Genomic DNA, 26,279 nt, shown 5'->3' with positions numbered 1-26,279 from the left:
TGGTAGTAATCCGTACTGAACATATTATACATTATTTTCAGTATAGTTGAGCTTATTATTGACTAGAGTCATGCTCTATCTAACTACTGGAGATCCCATGGTTTACCGCGCTGTTTTCTGGGGATTAGCTGGGATGGCTTTGGCTTTCTCTCTCGCTTTCCTTGAGGAGGCTAACGCTCAAACCTCGCTGACTGGCATCAACCGTGACAGCGTACTGCAACTGAACCTTGGGTCGGGACGCAGCCTCCCTCGGGTACCTGTGGGCGGTTCAGGTTCTGAGGAGGGCCGGGATCCTGCTGCTCCTTCGGCGCAAATGTGGGCAGAGTGGCATATTCGCGCCAATGTCTGTACCGGAAACCTATCCACAGAAGAACTGGCGGAGCTGTTTCCATTGGTGAATCAAGCTCTGGTGGATGCCGTTTGCCGGGGAGGAAGTTAGAGATTGTCCGGGCTGGCGGTAAGGTGAAGAAGGAGCCTCTAGGTCGCTGCTGCATGGATTTTGAGAAACTTTTGGAGGAATGGGTTGTAGCCTTTGCCCAAGTGGCCGAAGAAAGTTTGGCCTCTTTGGAGACTGCCCTGATGGAGCTGGCAGAGCACTTGGCTGTGCCTTTACAGGAAACCCTTAGGCAGTGGGAAGCCCTCTGGAATCTGGAGGAGGAAGTGGAGCTGGAGCCTGAGCCAGAACCCTTTGAGGAAACCCTCAACCCTTCTGGCGAATCTTTCACCACCAGTCGTTTCTTCGTCAGCCCGATAGGATTTGGGGGCGTGGTTGTTTACACTTACGTGGCTTCGCCGCCGGAATACATCGGGGATCCCACCTGCCGCTACAATGCCCATTCTCCAGAGTTGCGCTGCGCCGTCAACCCCTGCGGCCCCTGTGAGGGCTGTCCCCACTATGAGCCCCGGAATGAGCCCCGATGAAGGGTGACCGCCTGATTGTTGCGCTGGATACCTCTTCTCAAGAGCAGGCTTTGAAGTGGGTGGACTCTTTGCCGCAGGTGCTGTGGTGGAAGGTGGGCCTGGAGTTGTTCACTGCTGCGGGTTTTTCCGTTCTGCAGGCTCTCAAGGAAAGGGGCAAGCGCATTTTTCTGGATTTGAAGCTGCACGACATTCCCCACACCGTGGGGAGGGCTACGGAGGTGGCCGTCAGCTATGGAGTGGATCTGCTCACCGTCCATGCTGCCGGCGGCAGTGCCATGTTGCGGGCAGCCGTGGCAGCTGCCCAGGGCAGTCCTTGTCGGCTATTGGCGGTTACCCTCTTAACCAGCATCAGCCCCCCGCAGGTGCGACAGGAACTGGGCATCGAGATGGATCCCGCCGACTATGTGTTGCATTTGGCCCGGCTGGCTCAAGCTCAAGGCTTTACCGGACTGGTTTGCTCTCCTCAGGAGGTCTCGCGGTTGCGCCAAGCTTTGGGGCCGGAGGTTTTGCTGGTTACTCCCGGGATCCGTCTGGGCCAAGCCAAGGCGGGGGATGGAGAGGAGGATCAACAGCGCATCTGCACGCCCGACGAAGCTCTGCGGGCAGGAGCCGATTATCTGGTGGTGGGCCGCCCCATCACCGCTTCTCCCGATCCCGTGGCCGCCTTGCGGCGCTTCCAAGCCTCATGGGATGCTGCCGGGTGAGGGTGTGGGGAGATGCCCGATGTTATTGGGGTAGTTCTGTAATGCAACGACGCCGTAGGCTTGTGCAGTGGATCCCTGAAAAAAGGCCGGCTGGATCCGGCAGGAGATGTTGGCTAGGAGTCGGTTTGTCGGTGGTTTTGGGCCTGGTCAGCACTCCTGGGCGCGTTAGGGGTGCGGAGCATTTCGTTCCGGCAAGAGGGGAAACTTGCCTGGCTGCTCCTCAGGTTTGGGCTGAGGCTCTAACGGAGCAGTTGCCCTTGTTCCTCAATCTGGCCTTGAGCCGCTCCCGCTCTGAGTTTCAGGTTGTGCTGGTGGGGAAGCCGGAGGTTGAAATGCTCTCTCCAGGGTCTCCGGCCCGCTTACGCCAACAGGAGCTGGCTCCGGTTTTGCCGGACACCGCAACTGCTGTTTCGCCAGAAGCTTTTCGGCTGTATTTCACCACGCTGGAGCGCCGCTTGGTCTTGCCCCAACACCCCCAAAAGGAGGGCAACTCCTTGGCCGGTCGGCGCAGCGAAACCCTGCAACTGGCCTACGAGGCTTATGTTCTGCGGGCTGCTCCTGGGGATCCCTGGCGGTTGGTGCGTCTGCAGGTAACCGGATCGGGGATCCCCATTCGCGATGTAACGAATGGACTCACTGCCCAGGCCATCCGCCGCTGGCAACAGTCGGGTTGCCCCTTGACGGGCGATCTAGAGTTGACTAGACCTTCTCTCTAGCGGCGCGGAGCGCTTTGCGTCAGCATGAGTGCGGGAGTATGTCACGCGGGGAGATTCTCTTTTGGAAGTAACGAAGGGGCACTTTTTCTCCCCAACCGGCCAAGAGTAGAGGGCGTTGGATGTTCTGCTGCCGGTCGAGGGCCCACCCCGTGTAGGGATAGTGTTCTGCACTGCTCATGCGAACAGGCTAGGGTTTACCCATGAAGTTTCCCCCCGCCACACCCCGCCCGGGCAAGCGGCTGCCCCGCGGCTCATTTCCCCGCCTGAGCTCCTCCAACAGGGACAACCATCGCCGTCGGCGTTTGGTTGGTTTTGGTTTCATGGGCCACTGGCTGCTATGGGGAGGGATGGGCCTTCTTTTGGGGCAGCGACTCCGCTCTTTGGGGCAACCGGCTCCTCTGCAGTGGTGGCGCGTTTTGCCGGTGAGCAGTTCTGAGGGATCCCTGACTTTTGTCCAACCGGAACTGCCCCTCTACCACTCGTTCGCGTCAGTGGTGCGGAGCACTTTTGCAGACGGGCTACTGCCCTGGTTGGCTCAGGGAACCGGGATCCCGGCTGAAGGGATCCTGCAAATCTTCTCGGCTGTAGCCTGCTTGGCCATTCTGCTGTTGTGCTGGAGCTGGGGCAACTTCTGGAGTGCTGGGCTGTGGGGACTCAGCCCCTGGGTGTTGACCCAAGGGTTGGAGCCAGGCAGCGAGATTTTGGGCAGCCTGGTTTTGCTTTGCAGTTGTGGTGTTGGGCCGGGATCCACCTTGCGCTGGTGGGGTCTGGCCTTAGCCTGTGCCCTGTCCTATAAGGTTTGGCCCTTGGCTTTGCTCTGGGCAGGGCTGTGGACGAGCCAGCAGTGGCCGCGGCAGCCGTTGCGTTCGCGTCAGCGGCTCGGAATATCAGGACTGCTTTTGCTGCTGCTGGTGATGGGGCTTTCCTGGCTGGGACGGTTTAATTTGCCGGCTACCTCTGCTGAGGTGATTCCCCATCCTCTCAGCTCCCAAGGTGGCTTGGCCGTTTTGGCTACTTTGATGCTGCCCTTGGGGTTGAGCTTGGTGCGGTTGGGCTGGCCCTGGGCAGAACGGCAGCAAGCCCTGCTCAGCTTGGCCGGTTTGGGCCATGTCCTCTGGATGGGGGCGCTGGCGACATGGTTTTGGGATCCCCAAGTGAACACCCTGCAGCAAAGTGCTCGCTGGGGTTTGGTGGTGCTCCCCTTCCTATGCCTGAGCGCCGGCGGCGTCTTGGCTGAGATCCCCTACCGGAGCTGGCGGCGGGTTTTGGGATCCCTACTCCTGGGCAGTTCTTTCTTGTTATCGTGGCAGGCATTGGCCTAAGGTATTCTTTCTCTTGCTTGCCATGACCCAGACCTCGTCCGCATCGGCACCGCGTAGCACTTCGCGGCCCTTGTTGCAAACCCTTTTTGCCCAACGGGCTCAGGCTGTGATCCCTTCTCCTTTCGGGGCGGAGATCCCAGGGGCGGTGCCAGTGGTTACCAGTTTTACCTTTGGGCTGGCGGATCCGCGCCTGTTTCCCAAGGCCGACTTGGCGCGGGCCACGGCGGAGGTGTTGGCAGAGGATGGGGACAATGCCCTCAATTACGGCGGCACGTTTGCCGGGCTGATCGACGTGGTGCTGCAGTTGATGCGGGATAGAGGGGTAGAGGCCCAGCCGGAAAACCTACTGATCGGCTATGGCTCTGGGCAGATCCTCGGCCTACTGCCTCAGGTCTTTGTGGAGCCGGGGGATGTGGTCATTGTGGAAGGGCCCACCTTCATGGGGGCTGTCAGCCGTTTTGCGGCGGCAGGGGCGCGTCTGATCTCGATCCCGGTGGATGGGGAGGGCATGGTGGTGGATCGCTTGGAAGAGGTGCTGCGCGATCTGGCTCGCCAAGGGATCCGCCCCCGATTTGTCTATACCATCCCCACCTTCCAGAACCCCAAAGGCTGCACCCTCTCTGGGCCACGGCGGCAGAAATTGGTGCAGTTGGCAGCTGAGTACGGTGTGGTGGTGGTGGAGGACGAGGCCTACTACGACCTGCGCTTTGCCGGGGATCCCTTGCCCAGTTTGGCTGCGCTGGATCGGGAAGGCTGGGTTCTTCATGTGGGCACCTTCTCCAAGATTGTGGTGCCGGGGGTGCGGGTGGGTTGGGCCTGTGGTCACCCTGAGATCATCCGCCGCTTGGAGATGTTTCGCAGCGAGGGATCCCTGGGGCCCTTTTTGGGCCGGGTGGTGGCCCGCTATTGCGGGGAGGGCCGTCTGCAAAGCCACATTCAACTCCTCACCCGTCGCTACCGAGAAAAGTGCCAGGTGATGCTGGAGGCCATCGCTCAATATTTTCCGCCCGAAGTCAAGGTGGAGGCCCCTGGGGGTGGATTTTTCGTCTGGTGTGAGCTGCCCCCTTCCCTAAGCGCCAGCACCTTGTTGCAGGCTACTCGCGCCCTGGGGGTCACCTTCCTGCCGGGCACCCACTGCTTTGCCGATGGCCAAGGGGAGCACGCCCTGCGCCTCGCCTTTAGCTACCAACCGGAAGAGCGCATTGTCAGCGGCATCCAGATTATTGGGGAGCAACTGCACAGACTGATGCACTCTCGCGTCACCTGCTCCCCACAGCCTTAGCCATGCGCCGGAAAAATTGCCCAACGCCCTTCACCAGGTTGGGTGCAGCTTCTGGACGAGCCGGGATCCCGGCCATGAGGGTGTAGTAGTCATCCAAGAGGGTGTGCTCTTCTGGAGAGACCGTGTTGTCGGCCATCATCAGGTTGCCGATTGCTCCCAAAAGTTGCATACGCTCGGTTTCGCTAGCCTGGGCTAGATAATCGGCCATCCAGCGCTCGGTTTGCTCCATCGGGATGGGCTCTTGGATCAGCTAGAAATCGCAGGAGCCCCGCACTGTACCCGTAGGGTCGGTGTCGAGAGGAAAGTCCGCCTCCATGGTTATAATTGTACTGCGGACACCAGAAACGGTTGTTTAAGGCACTGGTAACGGTCGATTGGGGGTGCTGTAAACCACCCCAGAGGCTCGTGGTTGGCTTGCCAACTGCAGGGCTACCGAAAGCCCGCCCTGTACTGCGAAGGTCAGGGTCGGGTAGTTTACTTCTCGCAGCTCGGTATCGTGCTCCAAACCATAGCGGCGCAGCAGGGATCCCAAGTAGGCCAATTCCTGGGGTTCCAAATGCCCATCGGCCCAAGCAGAGCCGGCCACAATTTTGAGCATGAGCTGATGTTGAGTTGTGGGGTTCATGGTGGGATCCCTTGCTGAGAACTGTTGTCGCTACGCGACACTTCTGCGAACGTGTCAGGGGGCCAGAGACCTTAGAGGCTGCAGAGTTGAGGGGATGAACAGCTTAACTATAGCCAGACCTTGGGTGAGCCATCTGCGTTCGCGTCAGCAGCGCGGAGCCCTTTTTTCGGCTAGGATCGTTATCTGTATTACGAACACTGAGCTATTCGCGATAGCGGGACGGAGTCCTTTTTCTCGCCCTTTCTTGCAATGCTGAGCGCCTCTCCTTGCCAATTGGATCTTGCCATTCCGGCCCCAGGTCGGCTGTACCGCGGCAGCGGCATTCTGGAAGCTGTGCCCCTTGCGGTACTGGGATCCCGCGTGCTGGTGATCGGGGGGGAACGCTCCTTGGCTGTAGTTGAGGCCCCCCTGGAGCGCAATTTCGCCCGGGATCCCGCCCTCCAAGTTCACTGGACTACCTACGGGGTAGACTGCAGCGAGTCCGAGCTGGCGCGTTTGCAGGCGCTGGCCACGGCGGAATCGGTAACCGGCATCTTAGGAGTGGGGGGTGGCAAGGCACTGGATACGGCCAAGCTAGTGGCCCACCGGCTGCGGATCCCGGTGGTTACCGTGCCCACCTCTGCGGCCACCTGTGCCGCCTGGAGCGCCCTATCCAATATCTACTCCGACAGCGGCGCTTTTCAGCAGGATGTGAGCCTGGATCGCGCCCCTGCTGCCCTGATCCTGGACTATGAGCTGATTCTGCAAGCTCCAGCGCGCACCCTAGTGGCTGGGATCGGAGATGCCTTGGCTAAGTGGTACGAGTCTTCCGTCAGCAGCGGCAGTTCAGAAGATGCCCTGGTGATTGGCGCTGTGCAGCAGGCCCGCGTCCTGCGGGATTTGCTCCTCCAGCAATCGGCGGCGGCCTTGAGGGAGCCGGGCGGAACCGCTTGGAAGCAGGTGGTGGATGCCTGCATCTGCCTGGCGGGGATCGTCGGCGGCATGGGTGGGGCTAAGTGTCGCACCGTGGCCGCCCACGCTGTCCACAACGGGCTAACCCACTTGTCGGGGCACCGGGCCACCCTGCACGGCGAGAAGGTGGCTTTCGGCATTTTGGCCCAGCTCCGCCTAGAAGAGATCCTGCAGGGAAGCCAGTTGGCGCTGGCAGCACGTACCCAGTTGCTGGAGTTCTACCGCCAGGTGGGGCTGCCCCTCAACTTGCGGGATCTCAAGCTGGGTCACTTGGGATCCGCCGACCTGCTGCATGCTGCCCAAGTGGCCTGCCAGCCAGGATCCGACATCCACCACTTGCCCTTCCCCGTCAGTCCAGAAGCCCTGTTGGTGGCCCTTACCACCACAGACCTGACCAGCTCCAGCCCTGTTCTCCCTCGGCTGTAAGTCCTGGCAGAGGATATCTGTCTGCTATCCAACTCCGCCGGTACGGGCCTGGGTCGGCATTGTGGGCAGGCGGGCTTCGCCGTAGGCTCCAGAGGTGGCGCCCACCAAGATCAAGGCTCCGCCCATCCAAGTCCACCCATCCGGGATCTCGGCAAACACCCAAAACCCGATTAGGCTGGCCCAGAGCAGACGGGAGAAATCCAGAGGCAGCAGCATCGTCACCTCAGCCAGCTTGTAGGCCTGGGCGAGGGCCACCTGGCCAATGCTGCCCAGTAGCCCCATGGCCACCATCCACAGCCACTGCTCAGGAGAAGGCCAGGTCCAAACCCAGACGGCAGCCAGAAAGGAAAGGGGGGTCTGCAGCAGGCCCATGTAGGCCGTAATCGTGAGGCTGGACTCGGTGCGGGAGAGGATCTTGAGCACGATGGTCACCCAGGCAAAGAGTGCTGCCGCCCCCAAGGCCAGCCCTGTTCCCAGAGAAAACTCTCGGAAGCCTGGCCTCAACATCACCAAAGCCCCGGCAAACCCCAGGCCCAATCCCAGCCAGCGGGACGAGCGCATCTGCTCGCCCAACACCCATACCGCCATCGTGCCGGCAAACAAAAGTTGAACAAAGCTCAGCGCCGTAGCTTCTGCCAGAGGCAACAGGCTGGCTGCCCAAAAGGAGAGCAACATCCCCACCGTGCTGATCGCCGAGCGCAGGAGGTAAAACTCCATCTTGGCGGTGTGCAGAGACTGGATCCCAGCCCACAACACCAGCGGTGACAGGGTGAGAAACCCGAATAGGTTGCGCAAAAAAACAATCTGAAACGGATGAAGGGCGGGAGTGTTGAGCCGGATGATCGCCCCTAAACAGGCAAAGCAAGCGGTGGCCAGCAGCTTCAGGGCAACTCCTTGCCAGATCCTCGTTTTTCCCCACCCTGCAAAGCGGCTCAGCTGGTGGCGATACCACATCTCCAAAGTCACAGCTCACACCCAAATGGTTTAGGCACTAAGTTTTCAGCCTTGAACTCTCAGCTTAAACGGACTTCCAGGGATCCGAACTGCGCCCCTGGGCACTCCTTGCTGCCCACCGGCCCCCCTGATTCCCAGGGGGAAAAAGATGGGGATCCCAAGACATGGCCATTTCAAGTAGCCATGAAACAACTCACCCCGTCGCTCCATAGCTCCCCTCTCTCTTTGGGAGAGGGGCTGGGGGTGAGGGCGTGGAACCTCTAGGTTTGCTTGAGAATCTCTTTCAAGTAGCCGATGACCGTTTCCGGCTTGAGATGGGCCATACAGGGATGACCCTCCACCAGGCAGGTTTCGTTTTTGAACTTGTTCTCTGCGCAGACCCGGCACTTGTAGGCGGTTTGGGTGAGATAGACGTGGGGCAGACGAGGAGCCCACAGTCGCACCGGGCTGGCCCCATCTCCATCGGCATCGTTGCCAAACAGGGCAATGGTAGGGCAGCCCACCGCCGCCGCAATGTGCATCGGCCCCGCATCCACGGAGATACAAACCCGCGCCCGCTTCAAGGCTCCTGCCAGCTCGATGAGGCTGGTTTTGCCCCGCAGGTCAACCATTCCTGTTTGGGCCAGCAGTTCGTCTTCGCCGCTGCCGCCGTGGTAGAGGGATCGCTGCAGCTCCGGCGCGCTGCCGATTAGCCCCACCTGCAGGCCCTGGCCTTGGCACCACTGGATCACCTGCCGCCAGTACTCCAGAGGCCACATCTTGGCGCGGCGGGTAGTGGTGATGTGCACCAAGACCTCTGGCACCGGAAAATCGGGATCCCGGCTGGGTAGCTCCAGACGAAAAAAATCCGTCTCCACATAGGCCAGGCGGCAGAAGATCTCGGCAATGTAGTTGCTGGTGAGGATATCTTTGTAGCGCTGCAAAAACTCCAGGCTGTTCCAGTCGTCGTCTTGGAGTATGCGCTGCACCGGGTCGGAGCCGGGATCCAACTTGCGGCGAAAATCCAAGGTCAAACCGGCTCCGGCAATGTATTGAGGACGCAGCGCCGTCACCGCCACCAAGTTGAGCTCGCTGAACTCGTCGCAGTTGATGGCCAGATCGTAGGGCCCGGCCTGAGCCACCCGTTCTCGCACAGCAGCGGTTAGGGCCTCGAGGTAATCGGGGCGACGGCTGTAAAGAGGAAAGCTAAAGTCAATGTAGGGACAGTGAAGTTCGAAGTCGCGGGTAATTTCGCTGCCGAAAAAGTCCAGCACACAATCGGGGTACTTCTCCTTGAGGCCCCGCAACAGCGGGATGGTAACCACAAAATTGCCCACCTTGCTGGAGGAAAACACCGCCAGGTGGGGATGTTCCCGCAGAGGTTGGTTGGCAAACCGTTGCATAGGGCTAGGGGAAGATAGCGTTTGCGGCCTCGTCGCGACAGCGTTGCGGTTCCTGTTCGCGTAAGCGTTGCGTGGCAACATAGGGTGCCGCAGGCACAGCAACAACCCCGCCAGGGGCGGTGCAGACAGAGCACTTTTGTTAGGCTAGCATTCCCCTGTCCTGCACTTGGATGGCCATGTTGGGATCCCTGGGCCTCAGGGGAGACTGGCTTGGCTGCCATCCCAGATGACCACCACGGCAAAGCGATCCAGGAAGCCATCTGTCGCATTCATCTGGCGCAGGCTAAAGGCATCTTCGGCGGAAATCACCAGGTCGTAGCCAAGGGTACGGATGGCGCGAATGCGGTGGGGCCGTTCCCCAATGCGGTTTACCAGCGAGCGGGCCTGCTCTTCCGAGGTGGCATAGGCGGCTGTGCCCTCGCTGCCCACGAAGGCGGCGTTGAGGTCTTGGCCAAGATTGACAGGGGTGTAGACTTGGTTGCCGTCGGGATCAAACAGGCGCATCGACTGGCTGGGCAAGAAATCTAAGCCCCGCGCATCCACAATCAACCCCGTCACTTGCGGTTCCCGCCGCTGGGATCCCGCTTCCAGACCCGCTCCACCCCCTGGCCCTTGGCCCGCACCCATCCCTGAGCCAGGGCTGGCTCCGCGCACCCCACTCTGGCCGCTGCCCGGCCCGACCACTTCCCCCTGCCGGGATCCAGAGCCACTGCCGCCGGGGCTGGTGCCGAACTGCCGCAACAGATCCAGATCGAAAACCGGGCCTTCTGCCACTTCTCCATGGCCGGGTTGGGCCGGCTGGACTTTTGGATCGGCTTGATCTGTTTGTGGGAGCGGAACAGAATCCTGGGTTACTGGACGCCAGGGCGTTGCTTCAGAAGCGGGCAGGGTAGGGGATCCCCCTTGCAAGCGGTAAAGGGGAGGAAACAGCGTTTGGGCATCCACAGCTTCCACCGGCAAGACCGGCCCCGCCAGCAGGATCCCCAGTGCTGCCCAGCTCACTTGGATCCGTATGCCTTGAATCCCATACTTCCACCACCTCATGCCCACACCTCTTGGCCTCAAAACCTGCGGCCCGCTCGGCAACCGCTCATCCTCCCCCATGCTACCCAGGCAGGGCCGGTTCGGCAGGGGATCCCGCGCAGTCTTCCCCTTGGCTTGAGAGCAGCTGGGGCTCCTGGCCTCTCCCTAAAGGTGGGTCGGAGAACAAGAGATTGATCCCCAGCGATCCCCAGGGTCTTGACCGACAGGCAAAAATACGCAAACATGGGTTCATCATTCTTGATGATCCCCGTTGATCCCCACCTGATGGTTGTCAGCGGCTGGAGAGCGCAAGGCAGGCCGGCACGCCAGCGGGTTCGAGGCTGTACTGAGCCGCAAGCTGGGATCGGCCTTTGGGTTAGAAGCTGGAGCATTGCACAAAGCCCGATTTGTCGAAGAGAAGACAGGAGACCCCGACCATGCCACAAGAGCGGATCCCGTTGGAAGAAATGACCATCCGGCAGTTGCGGGAAGAAGCTGCCCGCTATCAGATCCCCAAGTACAGCCGCATGACCAAGGAGCAACTTGTCCAGGCCATTCGGGAAGCCCAAGCTGCTCGCAGCGGTCGTCCCGCTGACACGATGCCAGAGCCGAGCGGCCAAGAGTCGGTTACCCAAACGAAGTTTGTGGGCCAAGAGGTTGGCGGTAAGCCGGATCTGGCCGATGTGGACAAAGGGCTGGGCGATTTGCCGGGCGGTTACGGGGAAAGCCGCATTGTTTTGCTGCCGCGGGATCCCCAGTGGGCCTACGCCTATTGGGATGTGCCCAACGAGGCCAAGGAGAGCAAGCGCCGCGAGGGGGGTCAGCAATTGGCGCTGCGCCTCTACGATGTGACGGATATCGATTTCAGCTACCAGCCGGCCCACAGCATGCAGGAGTACCCCTGTGACGAGTTGGCGCGGGAGTGGTACCTGCCGATTCCGGTGAGCGATCGTTCCTACATTGTGGAGATCGGCTACCGGACGGCAGATGGCCGCTGGCTGATGTTGGCCCGCTCGGCTGCAGTGATGGTGCCGCCGGTCTATCCTTCCGACTGGTTTGAAGAGCATTTCCTGACGGTGCCCTTCGATATGGCCCTGCAGGGCCGCACCCTCTACCAGCTCAGCGAGCCTTACAAGCGCAGTGCCACCGGCATGGGTGTGGTGGCCTACAAGGGCGATGAGCCGCAGCAAGGGGCCATGGTCGATCCCTTCCTGGAAATGGTGGGTGGCTTTGAGGCGATGCGGGTGGCGGGATCCCTGTTTGGCAGCCACCAGATGGGCAGCCGCCAATTGGTGCCCGAGCAGGCCATCAGCTCGTTTATCATCCCCTCGGGTGTGGGCATGATGGGGATGGCCATGGCGGAGGTGCCCGCTGCTCCCTGGATGGCTTCAGGATCCGGCCTGGGCCTGTTCTCGGGGGCTTCCGAAGTGCTGCCGCAGCGCTCTCGCAAGTTCTGGTTGGTGGCCGATGCCGAGCTGATTGTCTATGGGGCCACAGAGCCGGATGCCACCGTTACCATTGGCGGGCGCAAGATCCAGCTCAACCCCGATGGCACCTTCCGCTTCCACATGGCTTTCCCAGACGGCAACATCGACTTCCCCATCTTTGCGGTGGCTGCCGATGGCGAGCAAAACCGGGAGATCCACATGACCTTCGACCGCCGCACCCTCTCCCGCCGCACCAACACCAAGGAAGAGGCCATCGAAGAGTTGTTGCCCTGAAGGATCCAACCTTTCCCTTCTTGCCCCCTGGAGCTGGCCGGGGGGCTTTTTTCCCTGGGCTGGAGAGCTTGACTCCAGCCATCAAAACAGGGGATGCCAGTCCTAGGAGAGGTCAATCACCTGGATCAGTTGTTTCAGCTTCTCCATCACCCGTCCGGAGCGAAGTAGGTCTTCCGCCTGTTGGATCCCTTCTGGCAAGGATGGAGCAAGCCCGAGGAGCCACAGATAGCTACCCCCATTCCAGAGAGCGGCTGGGGTGAGTTCACAGGGATCCCCGCTGAGCACCTGCTGCATCTGTTGGAGCAGCTCTTTCTCGCCGGAGAGGGGAATCTCCGGGCCTGCCAAGTGACAATCGCGAGCCTTCAAGAGCAGCCGTTTCCTGCCCTGGTTGAGAATGGCCGCCCGTTCCCGCGGCAGGTCGCAACTGCCTTCCAAACCTTTGACGGTGGTAAATTGCCGGATCTCCCGCAGGGCAAACAGCTCCAGCATCGTGGCCTCGGTGGGCGGATGCACGTACCCGGCCACCAGGTGAAAGGGGCCTTGGTAGGGTGTCCAGACCAGCTCCAAGGTGGCCAAGGGGGGGCGCTTGCCGATTTGATCCCGGTAGTCCATCAGGGCCTGAGCCTGGGGAAAACAGGTGGGCAAATACAAAAATCCCAGCCCGGTTTGTTCCAGCAGTTGCCCCACCCGCTCCAGGGATAGCCCCCGCCAATCTACCCCCAAGCTCCGCCACACCGTTTCCAAAGGCAGCCCATACTTGGTGGGACAGAAGCCAGAGCCATGCAGCAAAACGGCTGACCCTGCCGCCGCCAGCAGCAAAGCCACCAGCACCCCCAGCGGCGCCGTCCGCGAGCGGCCATCGTAGGGATGGCCAAAGATGATCAAGGGATGGGGCAAATCCCGTTGGGGCAGAAGAGGGCCGTCTTCTGCGTAGGCATCCAACATACCGGCCAGCTCTTCGGCAGTGGGGCGCTTGATGCGGTGGGCAATTAAAAAAGCCCCGATCTGGGCGGGAGTGGCTTCCCCCCGCAGGAGCATCCGAGCAGCGCTGGCGGCCTCTGCCCGGCTGAGATCCTGGTGGGTGTGGGTGCCGCTGCCGATTTTTTTCAACAGCTCGCGAAACTCTTGGCTCATGGCATCGGCGGTCGGGAGCGCTGGGCTACCCAAGTAGGGGGAGATAACGGCGGAACACTTGCAACTACCGATACAGGTATTTGACAACTTACAGAAATTTCTACAAAAAATCCCTACAGAACTGACAACAGCCCGGCAGAGGGCTGAGGGAAATGGGGATCTGTACCGGAAGCAGGCTCAACCTCAGACTGCCTGATAAGCTGGGCGGCCAACTGCAAAAACCGGCGAATGGGAGGGATCCGATAGCGATCGCTGGTGGTGACCATAACCACCTGTCGCCTCAATAGGGGGGGCTCGGTGGGTCGCACCTGCAAATCCGGATCGGCGCAGCAGTCCACCAGGGCCGACTCCGGCAGGAGGGCAATCAACTGCCCCTGTCGCACCACCCCCCGAAAGGCATCCAAGGTGTTCAGTTCCAGGGCTGCTTTGAGGGGAAGCCCCTGCCGGGCCAGATGGGATCCCACCAAGGAGCGCATGGCATAGCCATCTTTGAACACAGCCTGGGGATACTCCGCCAGCACCTTCCAGGGGATCCGCTCGTAGCGGCTGAGGGGATGGTTGGCGGGCATCAACACTTGAATCGGCTCGGAGTACAGTGGCTCCACCACCAGCTCTGCCCCCCGCGTCATCAGGGGGTTCTCCATCACCAGGGCCACATCCACCAGCCCATCCCTGAGCACCTTTAAGGCGCGGTCGCTGCCCAGAGCGGTAACCCGCAACTGCACCTCTGGGTACTCCCGGCAAAACTGTTGCAGCACCGGCGGCAGTTGATGGGCGATCAGAGAATGGATCCCAGCAATGCAGAGCTCAGTTTGCTGGCCCTGCAGCCATTCTCGAATGCTTTCCTGAGCCCGCTGCCATTCCTGACAGATGCGACGGGCATGGGGCAAAAGCCGTTCCCCAGCTACGGTTAGAGCCACCGGGCTTTTGCGATGCAACAGCGGAGCCCCCACCGCTTCCTCCAGGGCCTGGATCTGGCGGCTAATAGCCGATTGGGTCAGACCGCTGAGGCGAGCAGCGGCCAAAAAGCTGCCCGTTTCCACCACGTTCAAAAAGGCTTGCAACAACTCCAGCCGCACTCGGGATCCCTTGATGATGTAGCCTGCCGTGGTGGCATCCTAGCTGGGGAAGCAGTAGGCTTTTGTAAACACCGTTACAAGTTGTTTGTTGGACTGGGGATCCCCAAGCCAGGAGGAGAAGCAGATGGGTTGGGATCCAGCCTTGCTGGAGGGGCTGCTCAACTCTGCCATTCCGCACCTTTTCCCCGCTGCCCAAGTGGCCATCCGCCACAAGGGAAGGTGTATTTACTCAAGGGCGGCAGGTTATCTCGACCCTGAGACCCGGCGCCAACCAACAACCTCGGCCACCCGTTTTGACCTGGCCTCGCTGACCAAGCTCTACACCGCCACCGCCTGCATGGCCCTGGTGGAAGCCGGAGCGTTGCTGTTGGATCAACCGGTGAGTCTCCTGTTGCCGGAGTTTCAGGGATCCCGCCCCATTGCCCCCTATGAAGATCCTCTGCAGCCGGGGAAATGGATTGCTGTGGAACCGGAATCCTTAGGCCAGCTTGTTGCAACAGAACAGGTGACGGTGCGACAGTTGCTGGCCCACACCGCCGGTTTGCCCGCCTGGCGGCCCCTGTTTCGACAGCCCGATGCCGAATCGGCCCGGCACATGGCCCTGCACACCTTTTTGGCCTACAGGCCGGGATCCCGCACAGTCTACAGCGATCTTGGATTGATCCTGCTGGGGCTGGCTTTGGAACGTCTGAGCGGAACCCGTCTGGATCAGATCTTGTACGCCCGGATCTTGCAGCCTCTGGGCCTGAGCCAAACTCAGTTTTATCCAGGGGATCCCTTTGACCCATCCTCTGTCTCTGGCTCTTGTGCCCCCACCGAGCTGTGTCCTTGGCGAAAGCGCCGCCTACAGGGGCAGGTTCACGACGAAAATGCCGCCCGCCTGGGCGGGATCGCCGGCCATGCCGGACTATTCGCCACGGCAGAGGAAGTAGCCGCTTTCGGAGAGAGTTTTTTGACGGGATCCCTGCTGCAGCCCCAAACGGTGAGGGAAATGACCCGCGAGCAGTTGCCTCGGCAAGGTGATGCGCACTGCTGTCACGAGCGCCGGGGTTTGGGGTTTGCCTTGCGCTCTCCGGATCCCTTGGCCAGCAGCTCCCCGTTCAGCCCCAGCGCCTTCGGCCACACCGGCTTCACCGGAACCTCTCTGTGGATCGATCCAGAGCGGGAGCTGGTGGTGACGCTGCTCACCAACGCCGTCTACCACGGTCGGCAGGAGAACGGGTTCCAGGCTTTCCGGGTTGCCTTCCATCAGGCCATCCTAGAGGGGCTTTCTTGATCATTGAGTCCCTGACCGTTCCCGCTAGGGTGCCGTAGGCATAACCGAGGCTGAGGTGGACGAGACCTTTTACCGACAGTTGGCAGACATGCTCTCCCGCGGGCCGCTGGTGGTGGCCACGGTGGTCCGCACCCAGGGATCTGTGCCTCACCAGGCGGGGGCAAGACTGGCTGTGGGATCTGATGGCACCTGTTGGGCACCATTGGCGGTGGAGCTGCCGAAGCGGAAGTCATTGCCCGAGCGCAAACCCTTTTGCAGACCGCTGTTCCCGTTGGCGATGGCGAGAGCAGCGCGGAGCACTTCGGCAAGACGGAGTCCTGGCCGGCTGGGATGCCGGTTTCCCTCGATCTCAACAGCCCTCCCCTGGGCGTTTGCGGGGGACGGATGCACATTTGGCTACAGCGATGGCAGGGATCCCCTGCCCAAACGTTGGTGGCCCAGATCCTCCAGGCTCTGACCCAAGGGCAAAGGGCTTGGCTGATCACTCCCCTCGATCCCCAGGGGTTCCCCTACCTCAGGCTTGGCGACAGCAATGTGGAGCACTTTGCCTCCCTGCCATCCCGCCCACAGCTCCTCGCGGGATCCTGGGTCGAGCCCCTCCTCCCTTCCCCCACCCTGCTGATCGTCGGAGCGGGCCACTGCGGCCTGTCCCTGGCCCAGGAAGGGATCCCGGAGACCGCCTTCAGCTAGAAATCGCAGGAGCCCCGCACTGTACCCGTAGGGTCAGTGTCGGGAGGAATGCGGAAGTTATGATAGAACCATGACCCAAGTCCTGACCGTCTCCTGCAAGCTCAAGGTGTCCCAGTCGCAAGCCGCCAAATTGGACGCGACAATGGATGCCTTTGTGCAGGCGTTGAACTGGGTCAACCAAAACACACCAGAAAAAGTAGTCAACGCAGTCAAACTCCAGTCCCTTTGCTATTACCAGATTCGCGCTCGGTTCGGCTTATCCAGTAACTTGGCAAGGACTACGTCCCGCTTACGCGATCAGCAGGTCTGCAGACGGCTGGCCGGTGCCCGTAAAGTTGCCCAACAGAAAAACCGTCCGGTCAAAGCGTTCAAGAGAGGCTTTGCGACCTACGATGCCCGTATCTTTTCGTTTCGCGAGAAAGACTGGACGGTGTCGCTGACCACGGTGGAGGGTCGAGAGCGCTTTGAGCTGGCGATTGGCCGCTACCAGAGAGAACAGTTGGCAGGCTCCAATCCCAAATCTGCCACTCTGGTCAAGCGCAAAGACGGTTCCTACTCCATTCAAATCTGTGTGGAAACGGAACCGTGCCCACCGCAAGGCACGGATAGAGTGCTGGGGGTGGATTTGGGAAGGACGGATATTGCTCATACGTCAGAGGGGGATAACTGGAATGGACAGCAGTTGAACCGAGTCCGCGACCACTACTCCAAGCTGAGGGCGGTACTTCAACGCAAAGCCAGTAAGGGCACACGCAGTTCGCGGCGCAGATGCAGAGAACTGTTGCAACGGCTGTCTGGCAAGGAGAGGCGCTTTCAAACGTGGGTCAATCATCGCATCTCCAAAGCTATTGTCTCTAGGGCAAAGGTCACAAACAGCGCTATTGCTTTGGAAGACCTGACAGGGATCCGGGAGCGCATCAACCAACAACCCCGCAGCAAAGCCGAGCGGCGCAGGGCCAACAGTTGGGCGTTCTACCAACTACGCCAGTTTCTGGAATACAAGGCGAGGGTTGCAGGGGTTTCTCTGGTTCTTGTGCCGCCTGCTTACACGTCGCAGACCTGTCACAAGTGTTTACACATCCATCCCGATCCTGCGCAATCCTACCGCAGTGGTAAGTCGTTCAAGTGTGGGCACTGTGGATGGGAAGGGGATGCGGATTTGAATGGTGCGAATGTGATTGCGCTCTTGGGGGCTGCCGTAAACCAGCCTAGAGGTTCGGGCCTGTTTTGTTCTCTGGTAGGGCAGAGCAGGCTCAGGGCTACTGAAAGCCCGCTCCGTACCGCTTAGCGGTCGGAGCCGGGTAGTTTACTCGGCTCTTTGCCCCCATTGGCCTGGAGATCCACGCCGAAACCCCCGCCGAGATTGCCATCAGCATCACCGCCCAGCTCATCCAGGTGCGACGGGGATCCCCGAAGAGAATGCCCGGCGAAACCCAAGTTGTAGGCTTGCCGGTTAGCCGGAGGACAAGCTAGGCTAGAAAAGCGCCGCGGGGTAGAGCAGCCTGGTAGCTCGTCGGGCTCATAACCCGAAGGTCACTGGTTCAAATCCAGTCCCCGCTATGCCTGAGAGACGGTTGGTTAAAGCAGTGTCCGCACATCCACCACCTTGCCGCTGACTGCCGCTGCTGCCACCATGGCCGGGCTCATGAGCAGGGTGCGCCCGCTGGGGGATCCCTGGCGGCCCTTGAAGTTGCGGTTGGAAGAAGAGGCGCTGATCTGGCGCCCCACCAACCGATCCGGGTTCATCGCCAAACACATGGAGCAACCGGGATCCCGCCACTCAAACCCCGCCGCCTCGAAGATCTCCCGCAGGCCCTCCTGTTCTGCCTCCTGCTTTACCCGTTCTGAGCCGGGCACCACAAACGCCTTCACCCCTGGGGCCACCCGTCGCCCCTTAGCAATCTTGGCTGCCTCCCGCAGGTCGCTCAAGCGGCCATTGGTGCAACTGCCGATAAAACAGACATCCACCGGTGTCCCCACGATGGGATCCCCCGGCTGCAAGTCCATGTAGGCATAGGCCTCTTTGGCCAGTTCCCGCTCGCTTTCCGGCAGATCTTCTGGGGCAGGGATCCGCTCATCCACCCCAATCCCTTGGCCGGGGGTGATCCCCCAAGTAACCGTCGGCGCAATGTCTGCGGCCTGGAAGACCACCACATCGTCGTAGCGGGCATCGCCGTCGCTGGCCAGACTTTTCCACCAGGCTACCGCCTCTTCCCAATCCGATCCCTGGGGGGCAAACTCTCGCCCCCGCAAATACTCAAAGGTCACCCCATCGGGGTTGACGTAGCCGCAGCGGGCCCCTCCCTCGATGGACATGTTGCAGAGGGTCATGCGCTCTTCCATGCTCATGGCTTCAATGGCGCTGCCCCCATACTCGTAGGCGTAGCCCACCCCGCCTTTGACCCCCAGCTTGCGGATGATGTGCAGAATTACATCCTTAGCGTAAACTCCCGGCCCCAACTTGCCGTGGATCTCAATGCGGCGCACCTTGAGCTTGGACAAAGCCAAAGTTTGGGTGGCCAATACGTCTCGCACCTGGCTGGTGCCGATCCCAAAAGCAATGGCCCCAAAGGCCCCGTGGGTAGAGGTGTGGCTGTCCCCACAGGCAATGGTCATCCCCGGCAGAGTTAACCCCTGCTCCGGGGCAATCACATGCACGATCCCCTGCCGACCGGAGCCACTGTTGTAGAAACGGATGCCGTATTGCCGACAATTGCGCTCCAGTTCCTGGATCATCTCCTCCGCTAAGGGATCCGCAAAAGGCCGTGCCCGGTTGTCGGTGGGAATGATGTGATCCACTGTGGCCACCGTCCGCTCGGGAAACAGAACCGGCAGATGGCGCTCCCGCAGCATGGCAAAAGCCTGCGGGCTGGTCACCTCGTGAATTAGGTGCAGGCCGATGAACAACTGCGTCTGCCCAGAGGGCAAAATCCGCACCGTATGGGCATCCCACACCTTATCGAATAATGTCCTCTCGCTCATCTTCCTCGGCCCGCAGCCAAGTCCTGTAAACTTTCAATGTGCTACTTGGGGAAAAGCTTGTCAAGGCACAGGCCTCCGTTATCTCTGGGCAACGCTGCTGAGCTGAGCGAGATGCAGCCCTTCTTTGAACATCCCCAGCCGGCAAAGGCGGGTCGGAGTCCTCAAGCCAGAAAACCTGTTGCCAGCCCTTCAAACGGGATCCCTGATGGCCGGCCAAGGCAAAAAGCGATAGCCCGCCCCTTCAATGGCGGCGACGATATCCGGCAGGGCCTCTGCAGTGTGGGGCCAGCGATCGTGCAGCAGCAAAACCAGGGGCCGCTCGGAAGCTTGGATCGCCGGCAACTGGGCTCGAATGCGCTCCAAAAGTTGGGCTGCACTTTGGCCGGCGTAGGCATCTTCTGCGCTCATGTTCCAGTAAAGAACGCGATACCCTGCCTGCTCTAGAGAATGGCGCAAAGCAGAATCTAGGCGAAAACCTCCCGGTGGGCGAACAACCAGTTGGGGATCCAAGTTCAACGCTTTGAGCAGTTGGGTTGTCTGATCCACCTCAGCATAAAACAGCTCATTGCTTCCGTAGAGACGTTGATAATCGTGGGTAAAAGTGTGATTGGCTAGGGTGTGGTGATGGGCCTGAATCGATTGAGCCAATTCTGGAAATCGGGAAACGTGGGTGCCAATAACAAAGAAAGTGGCCGGGATCTGAAGATCATCCAAAACCTGTAAAAGTCGGGGGGTAGACTGAGGCCAGGGGCCATCGTCAATGGTCAGAAAGGCAGAACGAGGCGGCACCTCCAGTAAAGGCCCCAGCATTTCTTCCAAGGGCAGTTGCAAAGGTTGGCTGTTTTCCGCCGGATCGAGAAAGTCGGGATCCGGGATCCAGCTATGCTGCAGAAACACCTCCACACGAGGGGGAGCAGGGGTAATCAACAGTCGCCCCGTCTGCTCATTTTGGTTGCCCCAGCTCAGCCGATAGGGCAGATCCGAGGCAATCTCGACGGTTGTTGTACGGGTAATGACTCCGTAGGGGATGTCAATCAAATAGTGCCCGTTCACCTCTTCTTGATGGATCCAGGCTGCCGAAGGAGCTGATAGATAAATGAGCAAATCTTGGGGATTGGCACCGCGCACCACCCGAATGCTTTCGATGGGGAGAATGAGGTTGTATTCCGAGGTGGCCGTCAGGTTCAGCTCAAAAAGAGGCTGGGCCCCTACCGTGCAGTAGTAGATCAGTCCAACCAGTAGGAAGGCTAGGCAAAATATCAACGCTTTCAACGCTTTCAGAGAGTGCATGGAATGGCTTAATCCTTCGCAACCAATCATAGGACAGAAGCCACCCAAGCTCGATAGAGCCCATCAATTTAGTGAGGATCCGGAAGGCCCTGGGATCCCAGGTGGCGAGAGCAGGCGCTCTTCCCATTTACGTGCAGGCGAGGCCCGTCGGATGTCCCGCCAAATGGCTGTGGCAGCTAGGGTGCCATCGGCAACCGCAATCGACACTTGGTTCAGGCCCTGCTTCAAATCGCCCAGTGCAAACAGCCGCGGATGAGCAGTGCGACACCACTCGTCGGTTAGCAGGTTTTCCCCTTGCCATTTCAAGCCGGGGATCCCTTTCAAATAAGCATTGTGGTATTTGGCTCCCATCGCCACCAAGCCGGTGGTCGCTTCGATGTAGGTGCCATCTTCCAGCTCCACACCCTGCAATTGATGGTTTTCTCCCCAAAAACGACGAATGGGAGTTTCGTAGAGTGGGTAGCCATGATCCGCTAGTTTTTTGCGCATGTCGGGGCCGACCGAGCAGAGGCCGTGGGTCAACACCGAGATATAGGGTGTAAACCAGTTGAGGACAAAAGCTGTATTGATCCGATCTTCTGAATTGACGATCAACACCGCCTTCTGATCCCGCATTTCGTAGCCATCGCAGATCATACAGACATGCAGTGAATAGCCCGCGTAGTCGTAAACATTCTGCATATCCGACAACTGGGGCAAGTAATCCATAATGCCGGTTGCCGCGATCAAATATTTGCTCCGAAAAACGGGGTAGAGGCTGTTCATTTTTCCCACCTTGACCTTGACTGCAAAAAGGTCTCCCTCATCGGTGGCATCTTCCACAAAACCGCGCAGGTAATCTACCCCCAAGCTGAGGGCATGCTCTGTTCCCTGGCGCAACAGCTCTCGCCCTGGAGTGGTCGGGGGCAAGCCCAGATAATTGCGCAAATCCTGCATCCAAAAAGATCGGCCTCTGCCCTTCTCCACCACCAGGCAACTCAGTCCGTAACGGGCCAGATAGATTGCCGCCGATAGTCCCCCTGCTCCTCCTCCGGCCACGATCACGTCATAGATTTTGTTCAAAGCAACTTCTAGATTCCTGCTGCTCAGTTTCATGGACGGGATCCCCTCACGAGCTTTTTGCCGGGTGATCTCAGGTCGTTGGCTGCGGCCTGAAAAATCTTAAGAAACTCTATATGTTCCGAGGACTGCTTATCCTGCTGAGTCCACCACATTTCTGTTGAGGCGTGATCCAAGTGAAGGGAGCAGTCCCAACAACCGTCTAGCAACCGTCTAGAATGGGGACTGAACTCCCCATCAGGAGGAAAGCCCTATGCCAGGTATCTTAGCGGCCATTGCCCTGATCTTTATCGGCTACCTGTTCAACTCGGTCAAAATCATCAGCCAGGGATATGAGGCACTGGTAGAGCGTTTAGGCAGGTTTCACCGCAAGTTGACCCCAGGATTGCACTTTATTCTTCCCCCCATCGATAGGATTGTGTTCCGGGAAACCATCCGCGAGAAGGTGTTGGATGTGCCTCCTCAGCAGTGCATCACCAGCGACAACGTCTCTTTGATGGCCGATGCGGTGGTCTACTGGCGCATCACCGACATGATCAAGGCCCGCTATGCGGTCGAGGACGTGCAGCGGGCTTTGATTAACCTGGTGCTGACGGCTCTGCGGGCAGAAATTGGCCGTATGGATTTGGATCAAACCTTTTCCTCCCGCGCCGAGATCAACGCTCGCCTTTTGACAGAGCTGGACGAGGCCACAGATCCCTGGGGGATCAAGATCACCCGCGTGGAAGTCAGGGACATTCAACCCTCCAAAACCGTGCAAGACTCGATGGAAAAACAAATGGCTGCCGAGCGGGAAAAGCGGGCCGCTATTCTGAAATCAGAAGGGGAGCAGCAGGCCAGCATCAACCAGGCTGCGGGGGCCGCCAAGGCACAGCTATTGCGAGCAGAAGCGGAGAAGCGAGAGCGGCTGCTGCTGGCTGAAGGCACGGCTGAAGCCATCAAAACCATTGCCGCCACGCTGCAGGAGAACCCAGAGGCAGCCAATGCGCTGCAATACCTGATGGCGCAAAATTATATTGACATGGGCCTCAAGGTGGGCAGCAGTCCCAGCGCGAAGGTGATCTTCATGGATCCCAATTCGATCCCTGGCACCCTGCAAGGGCTGCTCTCCATGGTGGACGTGGCTAAGGGTGGGGAAGGTTCTCGCACAGTGACCTCTCAGAAGCTGCGCACCCCGACCGCTTTCCCAACCGAAGTGGACTTTCCCCGGCTCGACTGAGTTGACTGACCATGATGGCCCAGGATCCGGCTTGGCTGCTGGTGGGACAGGTGGTGGCGGCCCACGGCTTGCGGGGCTGGCTGCGGGTTAGGTGCTGGTCGGATTTCCCAGAACGCCTCACAGAGCCCGGACCGCGCTGGCTGCAGCGGGATACGGATCCCGAGCCCCTGCTGCATTCCCTGATTGAGGGGCAGTTTTTCCCGGCTAAGGGTCTTTATTTGGTGCGACTGGAAGGGATCCCCGATCGAACGGCGGCTGAGACTTGGGTAGGAGCTAGGCTGCTGGTGCCGGCTTCCCACCGCTTGCCCCTGCAGCCGGAAGAGTACCACTACCGCGATCTCATCGGCTTGACCGTCTATCGCCAGGGGGAGCTGCTGGGACAGGTTTCGGGGATTTTGGCAGCCGGCCAGGATGTGCTGGAGATAACAACCCCTGATCACCGGCAGGTGTTGATCCCCTTTGTGAAAGCCCTGGTGCCCGTCGTGGATTTGGAAAAAGGCGCACTGCACGTGCAGCCGCCGCCTGGGCTGGTGGAGAGCTTTCTGGGTTAGAGTTCGACAAGACGGCCTGACTTCCGTACCTGCATCCCATCCTGAACTTGGCCCTCAGAAGCGCCTGTGTGGCCGTTCTAGCCTTTTGTGCTATTATAGGGGCAGTTTTTTGATGCTAAGCTCATCCTAGGCCTTTAAGGTCAATTTTTCTGGGTTTCTGTTGATCTTGGCCGGGAGCCTTCTTCGGAATTGGAGTTGGGAATGACGGAAAACTACGGTGCAGAGCAGATCCAAGTTTTGGAAGGCTTGGAGGCTGTGCGCAAACGCCCTGGCATGTATATTGGCTCCACCGGGCCGAAGGGGTTGCACCATTTGGTGTACGAGGTGGTGGACAACTCCGTTGATGAGGCCCTGGCCGGCTATTGCGACGATATTCAGATCAGCCTGCATCCCGACGGCTCGGTAGCCGTCTTGGACAATGGCCGTGGCATTCCGGTGGACATCCACCCCAAAACCGGTCAGTCGGCCCTGGTTACGGTGCTGACGGTGTTGCATGCGGGGGGCAAGTTTGGCGGTGGCGGCTACAAGGTCTCCGGCGGGCTGCACGGCGTGGGCGTATCGGTGGTGAATGCCCTCTCCGAATGGGTGGAGGTGACGGTTTGGCGAGAGGGCAAGGTTTACTTTCAACGGTTCGAGCGCGGGGCGGTGGTGGGATCCCTGAAATCCGAACCCCAGCCCAAGGGATCCAATCGACGGGGTACAGAGGTGCGCTTCAAGCCGGATGGGCTGATCTTTCCCGAGCGAGAGTTCGACTATGCCCTGCTGGCGGCCCGCTTTCGCGAATTGGCCTACCTCAATGCCGGCTTGAAAATTACCTTTAGCGATCTGCGGCGGGATCCGCCCCACTGCGAAACCTATCAATATGCAGGCGGCATCAGGGAATATGTAGCCTTTATCAACCACGAAAAAACGCCCATCCACTCCGACATCATCTACATCCAAGGGGAGCGGGATGGTGTGGAGGTGGAAGTGGCGCTGCAGTGGTGCTCGGATGTGTACACCGACAATTTGATCGGCTTTGCCAACAACATCCGCACCAACGAAGGGGGTACCCACCTGGAGGGCTTGAAAACCTCTCTTACCCTCACCATCAACAGTCAAGCCCGCAAGCTCAACAAGCTGAAAGACTCCGACAGCAACCTGGCCGGAGAAAATGTGCGCGAGGGGTTGACGGCCATCGTCTCGGTCAAGGTGCCCAACCCCGAGTTTGAGGGGCAAACCAAAACCAAGTTGGGCAACACCGAGGTGCGGGGCATTGTGCAAACCCTCGTCTCCGAGGCGCTCACGGAGTACTTGGAATTCAACCCCAACGTGGCCAGGGGGATCGTCGATAAGGCCATCCAGTCCTTCAATGCTGCCGAGGCAGCCCGGCGGGCCAGGGAATTGGTGCGGCGCAAATCTGCCCTGGAATCTTCCACGCTGCCGGGGAAGTTGGCCGATTGCAGTTGCCGCGACCCGGCGGAATCTGAGGTGTATTTGGTGGAAGGCGACTCTGCAGGCGGCAGCGCCAAACAGGGTCGGGATCGGCAGTTTCAGGCGGTGTTGCCCCTGCGCGGCAAGATCCTCAACATTGAAAAGGCGGATCCCGCCAAGATCTACAAAAACGCCGAAATTCAGGCGATGATTACAGCGCTGGGTTTGGGAGTTAAAGGCGATGAATTTGATCCCAGCCAACTGCGCTACCACCGCATCATCCTCATGACCGATGCTGACGTGGACGGCAGCCACATTCGCACCCTGTTGCTGACCTTTTTCTACCGCTATCAAAAGGCGCTTCTGGAACAGGGCTATGTCTATATCGCCTGTCCGCCGCTCTACAAAATCGAGTGGGGTCGCAACAATGTTCGCTACTGCTACAGCGACGCCGAGAAAGACCAGATCCTGCGGGGGCTGCCTGCCAACACCAAGTACACCATCCAACGGTTCAAGGGTCTGGGGGAAATGATGCCCGAACAACTTTGGGAGACCACCATGAACCCGGCAACGCGCACCCTCAAACAAATCACCATCGAAGATGCGGTGGAGGCGGATCGCATTTTCACCATCTTGATGGGAGATGCCGTTGGTCCCCGACGGGAGTTTATTGAGGCCCACAGTGCCCATTTGGATCTGGCGGCTCTCGATATTTAGCGACTCTCGATATTGGGTGGAGAGAACTCTGTCCCGCCTCTTCGGGGCCCACGGCAGGGGGAAAGTGCTCCGCACCGCTGGCGCGAACGTAACGGTGTTGCAGACGAGGCCGCGAGCAGCCAAAAGCTCCCGGACGGGGCAAGATCCCAGTTGCAGCCCAGACCCTGTGGCAAAGTGAGGGAAGAGCGTTCCAGATCCTGCTATGCCTGCATTGCTTACGGCTCTTCTCGCTGCGCTGGGGGGCTATCTCCTGGGATCCATTCCAACCGGCTACTGGGTAGGTCGTTGGTGGGGAGGCATCGATATTCGCCAACAGGGATCCGGCTCTACCGGAGCAACCAATGTGTTGCGGACGTTGGGCAAGGGGCCCGCCCTGCTGGTGTTGCTGGTGGATGCTGCCAAGGGGGCAGCAGCAGTGGCTCTGGGATCGGCCTTGGGATCCGCGTGGTGGGTGGTTTTGGCGGCATTGTTCGCGGTGATCGGCCATAGCCGTTCCTGCTGGCTGGGCTTCAGGGGGGGCAAATCGGTGGCCACCAGCCTGGGGATCTTGTTGGCTATGGCTTGGCCAGTAGCCCTGACAACTTTCGGCGTCTGGCTGCTGGGGCTCGCCCTCACCCGCATCGTTTCCTTCAGCTCCCTGCTGGCGGCAGTGGCGGCTCCGGTGGTGATGTGGGCAACAGCTCAACCTTTGCCCTATTTGTTGTTTGCGTTGGCGGGCGGGGTGTATGTGATCGGTGCTCATCGGCGCAACATCGAGCGCCTACTGGCCGGGTCGGAGCCGCGCATTGGCCAAAAATGGACGCAATCTCCCTAATTTTCAAGGCACTGTGAAGCAGCTGTAT

At 59.8% G+C, this 26,279-nt stretch carries 25 protein-coding genes, 1 tRNA gene and 2 pseudogenes; 18 read left to right on the top strand and 10 right to left on the bottom strand.

Annotated features, from left to right (window positions below):
• Positions 1-259: 259 nt before the first annotated feature.
• The 6 genes from NW842_RS03160 (at position 260) to NW842_RS03135 (ending at position 4,945) form a co-directional block, all read left to right on the top strand.
• Entirely contained in the window at positions 260-439 is a 180-nt protein-coding gene (locus NW842_RS03160) for a hypothetical protein (protein WP_414417450.1), read from the top strand.
• A gap of 53 nt (positions 440-492) precedes the next feature.
• Complete coding sequence (locus NW842_RS03155; protein WP_414417449.1) at positions 493-921, top strand: DUF6464 family protein; 429 nt, start codon at positions 493-495, stop codon at positions 919-921.
• Entirely contained in the window at positions 918-1,625 is a 708-nt protein-coding gene (gene pyrF, locus NW842_RS03150) for an orotidine-5'-phosphate decarboxylase (RefSeq protein WP_414344489.1), read from the top strand. The genes NW842_RS03155 and pyrF overlap by 4 nt, the downstream gene beginning before the upstream one ends.
• A 131-nt stretch (positions 1,626-1,756) precedes the next feature.
• Positions 1,757-2,341 (top strand): hypothetical protein, encoded by a 585-nt coding sequence (locus NW842_RS03145; protein ID WP_414344494.1) that lies wholly within the window; start codon positions 1,757-1,759, stop codon positions 2,339-2,341.
• A gap of 200 nt (positions 2,342-2,541) precedes the next feature.
• Entirely contained in the window at positions 2,542-3,663 is a 1,122-nt protein-coding gene (locus tag NW842_RS03140; RefSeq protein WP_414417448.1) for a hypothetical protein, read from the top strand.
• Between the two features lie 22 nt (positions 3,664-3,685).
• Positions 3,686-4,945: a PLP-dependent aminotransferase family protein gene (locus NW842_RS03135; protein WP_414417447.1), complete on the top strand. Its 1,260-nt coding sequence runs from the start codon at positions 3,686-3,688 to the stop codon at positions 4,943-4,945.
• Here the strand turns inward: NW842_RS03135 and NW842_RS03130 are convergent.
• Positions 4,923-5,174 carry a hypothetical protein gene (locus NW842_RS03130; RefSeq protein WP_414399735.1) on the bottom strand — a complete coding sequence of 84 codons (252 nt, stop codon included), beginning with the start codon at positions 5,172-5,174 and terminating at the stop codon, positions 4,923-4,925. The two genes, NW842_RS03135 and NW842_RS03130, sit on opposite strands and share 23 nt — an antisense overlap.
• Positions 5,175-5,297: 123 nt before the next feature.
• The gene (locus tag NW842_RS03125; protein WP_041436116.1) at positions 5,298-5,570 is read right to left on the bottom strand and encodes a TerB family tellurite resistance protein; all 273 of its coding nucleotides are present in this window, start codon (positions 5,568-5,570) and stop codon (positions 5,298-5,300) included.
• 249 nt (positions 5,571-5,819) lie between these two features.
• Here NW842_RS03125 and NW842_RS03120 point away from each other — a divergent pair, with 249 nt between their 5' ends.
• Positions 5,820-6,947, top strand: coding sequence for an iron-containing alcohol dehydrogenase family protein (locus NW842_RS03120; protein WP_414417446.1), 1,128 nt, complete (start codon positions 5,820-5,822; stop codon positions 6,945-6,947).
• 24 nt (positions 6,948-6,971) lie between these two features.
• Here NW842_RS03120 and NW842_RS03115 read toward each other — a convergent pair whose 3' ends face one another.
• From NW842_RS03115 to NW842_RS03105, 3 genes are all read right to left on the bottom strand, one after another.
• The gene (locus NW842_RS03115) at positions 6,972-7,913 is read right to left on the bottom strand and encodes a DMT family transporter (protein ID WP_414417445.1); all 942 of its coding nucleotides are present in this window, start codon (positions 7,911-7,913) and stop codon (positions 6,972-6,974) included.
• Positions 7,914-8,161: 248 nt separating this feature from the next.
• A complete protein-coding gene (locus tag NW842_RS03110; protein WP_414417444.1) occupies positions 8,162-9,283 on the bottom strand; it encodes a glycosyltransferase family 9 protein in 1,122 nt (373 codons plus the stop codon).
• Positions 9,284-9,478: 195 nt separating this feature from the next.
• Entirely contained in the window at positions 9,479-10,327 is an 849-nt protein-coding gene (locus tag NW842_RS03105) for a hypothetical protein (RefSeq protein WP_414375498.1), read from the bottom strand.
• Between the two features lie 416 nt (positions 10,328-10,743).
• Between NW842_RS03105 and NW842_RS03100 the strand changes: the two genes are divergently transcribed.
• Positions 10,744-12,027 (top strand): DUF4912 domain-containing protein, encoded by a 1,284-nt coding sequence (locus NW842_RS03100; protein WP_414375499.1) that lies wholly within the window; start codon positions 10,744-10,746, stop codon positions 12,025-12,027.
• Positions 12,028-12,129: 102 nt separating this feature from the next.
• Here NW842_RS03100 and NW842_RS03095 read toward each other — a convergent pair whose 3' ends face one another.
• Both NW842_RS03095 and NW842_RS03090 read right to left on the bottom strand, forming a co-directional pair.
• A complete protein-coding gene (locus tag NW842_RS03095; RefSeq protein WP_414417443.1) occupies positions 12,130-13,161 on the bottom strand; it encodes an anthranilate phosphoribosyltransferase family protein in 1,032 nt (343 codons plus the stop codon).
• Positions 13,162-13,274: 113 nt separating this feature from the next.
• Positions 13,275-14,240, bottom strand: a complete 966-nt coding sequence (locus tag NW842_RS03090) for a LysR family transcriptional regulator (protein ID WP_414417442.1) — start codon at positions 14,238-14,240, stop codon at positions 13,275-13,277.
• Between the two features lie 124 nt (positions 14,241-14,364).
• Between NW842_RS03090 and NW842_RS03085 the strand changes: the two genes are divergently transcribed.
• The 6 genes and pseudogenes from NW842_RS03085 to NW842_RS03060 all read left to right on the top strand — a co-directional run bounded on the left by NW842_RS03085 (position 14,365) and on the right by NW842_RS03060 (position 17,766).
• The gene (locus NW842_RS03085) at positions 14,365-15,516 is read left to right on the top strand and encodes a serine hydrolase domain-containing protein (RefSeq protein WP_414417441.1); all 1,152 of its coding nucleotides are present in this window, start codon (positions 14,365-14,367) and stop codon (positions 15,514-15,516) included.
• Between the two features lie 88 nt (positions 15,517-15,604).
• A pseudogene (locus NW842_RS03080) lies at positions 15,605-15,664 on the top strand (hypothetical protein); the annotation flags it as partial.
• 44 nt (positions 15,665-15,708) lie between these two features.
• Entirely contained in the window at positions 15,709-16,206 is a 498-nt protein-coding gene (locus NW842_RS03075; protein ID WP_414417452.1) for a hypothetical protein, read from the top strand.
• A gap of 70 nt (positions 16,207-16,276) precedes the next feature.
• A complete protein-coding gene (locus tag NW842_RS03070; RefSeq protein ID WP_414417440.1) occupies positions 16,277-17,494 on the top strand; it encodes an RNA-guided endonuclease InsQ/TnpB family protein in 1,218 nt (405 codons plus the stop codon).
• 32 nt (positions 17,495-17,526) lie between these two features.
• Positions 17,527-17,679 (top strand): annotated as a pseudogene (locus NW842_RS03065) (hypothetical protein); the annotation flags it as partial.
• 13 nt (positions 17,680-17,692) lie between these two features.
• Positions 17,693-17,766: transfer RNA gene (locus NW842_RS03060), tRNA-Met, on the top strand.
• Between the two features lie 18 nt (positions 17,767-17,784).
• Here NW842_RS03060 and leuC read toward each other — a convergent pair.
• The 3 genes from leuC to NW842_RS03045 form a co-directional block, all read right to left on the bottom strand.
• Positions 17,785-19,188, bottom strand: a complete 1,404-nt coding sequence (gene leuC / locus NW842_RS03055) for a 3-isopropylmalate dehydratase large subunit (protein WP_414417439.1) — start codon at positions 19,186-19,188, stop codon at positions 17,785-17,787.
• Between the two features lie 189 nt (positions 19,189-19,377).
• Complete coding sequence (locus NW842_RS03050; RefSeq protein ID WP_414417438.1) at positions 19,378-20,478, bottom strand: polysaccharide deacetylase family protein; 1,101 nt, start codon at positions 20,476-20,478, stop codon at positions 19,378-19,380.
• A 63-nt stretch (positions 20,479-20,541) separates the two neighbouring features.
• Positions 20,542-21,573 carry an NAD(P)/FAD-dependent oxidoreductase gene (locus NW842_RS03045; RefSeq protein WP_414356191.1) on the bottom strand — a complete coding sequence of 344 codons (1,032 nt, stop codon included), beginning with the start codon at positions 21,571-21,573 and terminating at the stop codon, positions 20,542-20,544.
• A gap of 217 nt (positions 21,574-21,790) precedes the next feature.
• Between NW842_RS03045 and NW842_RS03040 the strand changes: the two genes are divergently transcribed.
• From NW842_RS03040 to plsY, 4 genes are all read left to right on the top strand, one after another.
• Entirely contained in the window at positions 21,791-22,756 is a 966-nt protein-coding gene (locus NW842_RS03040; RefSeq protein WP_414356189.1) for an SPFH domain-containing protein, read from the top strand.
• An 11-nt stretch (positions 22,757-22,767) separates the two neighbouring features.
• Positions 22,768-23,307, top strand: a complete 540-nt coding sequence (rimM, locus tag NW842_RS03035) for a ribosome maturation factor RimM (protein ID WP_414375060.1) — start codon at positions 22,768-22,770, stop codon at positions 23,305-23,307.
• A 201-nt stretch (positions 23,308-23,508) separates the two neighbouring features.
• Positions 23,509-25,437, top strand: coding sequence for a DNA topoisomerase (ATP-hydrolyzing) subunit B (gene gyrB, locus NW842_RS03030; RefSeq protein WP_414417437.1), 1,929 nt, complete (start codon positions 23,509-23,511; stop codon positions 25,435-25,437).
• A 202-nt stretch (positions 25,438-25,639) separates the two neighbouring features.
• The gene (gene plsY, locus NW842_RS03025; RefSeq protein WP_414417436.1) at positions 25,640-26,251 is read left to right on the top strand and encodes a glycerol-3-phosphate 1-O-acyltransferase PlsY; all 612 of its coding nucleotides are present in this window, start codon (positions 25,640-25,642) and stop codon (positions 26,249-26,251) included.
• Positions 26,252-26,279 lie beyond the last annotated feature (28 nt).

This window comes from Synechococcus sp. R55.4 (assembly GCF_047461935.1).
Taxonomy (GTDB): domain Bacteria; phylum Cyanobacteriota; class Cyanobacteriia; order Thermostichales; family Thermostichaceae; genus Thermostichus.
This window is presented reverse-complemented; position numbering and strand designations above follow the sequence as displayed.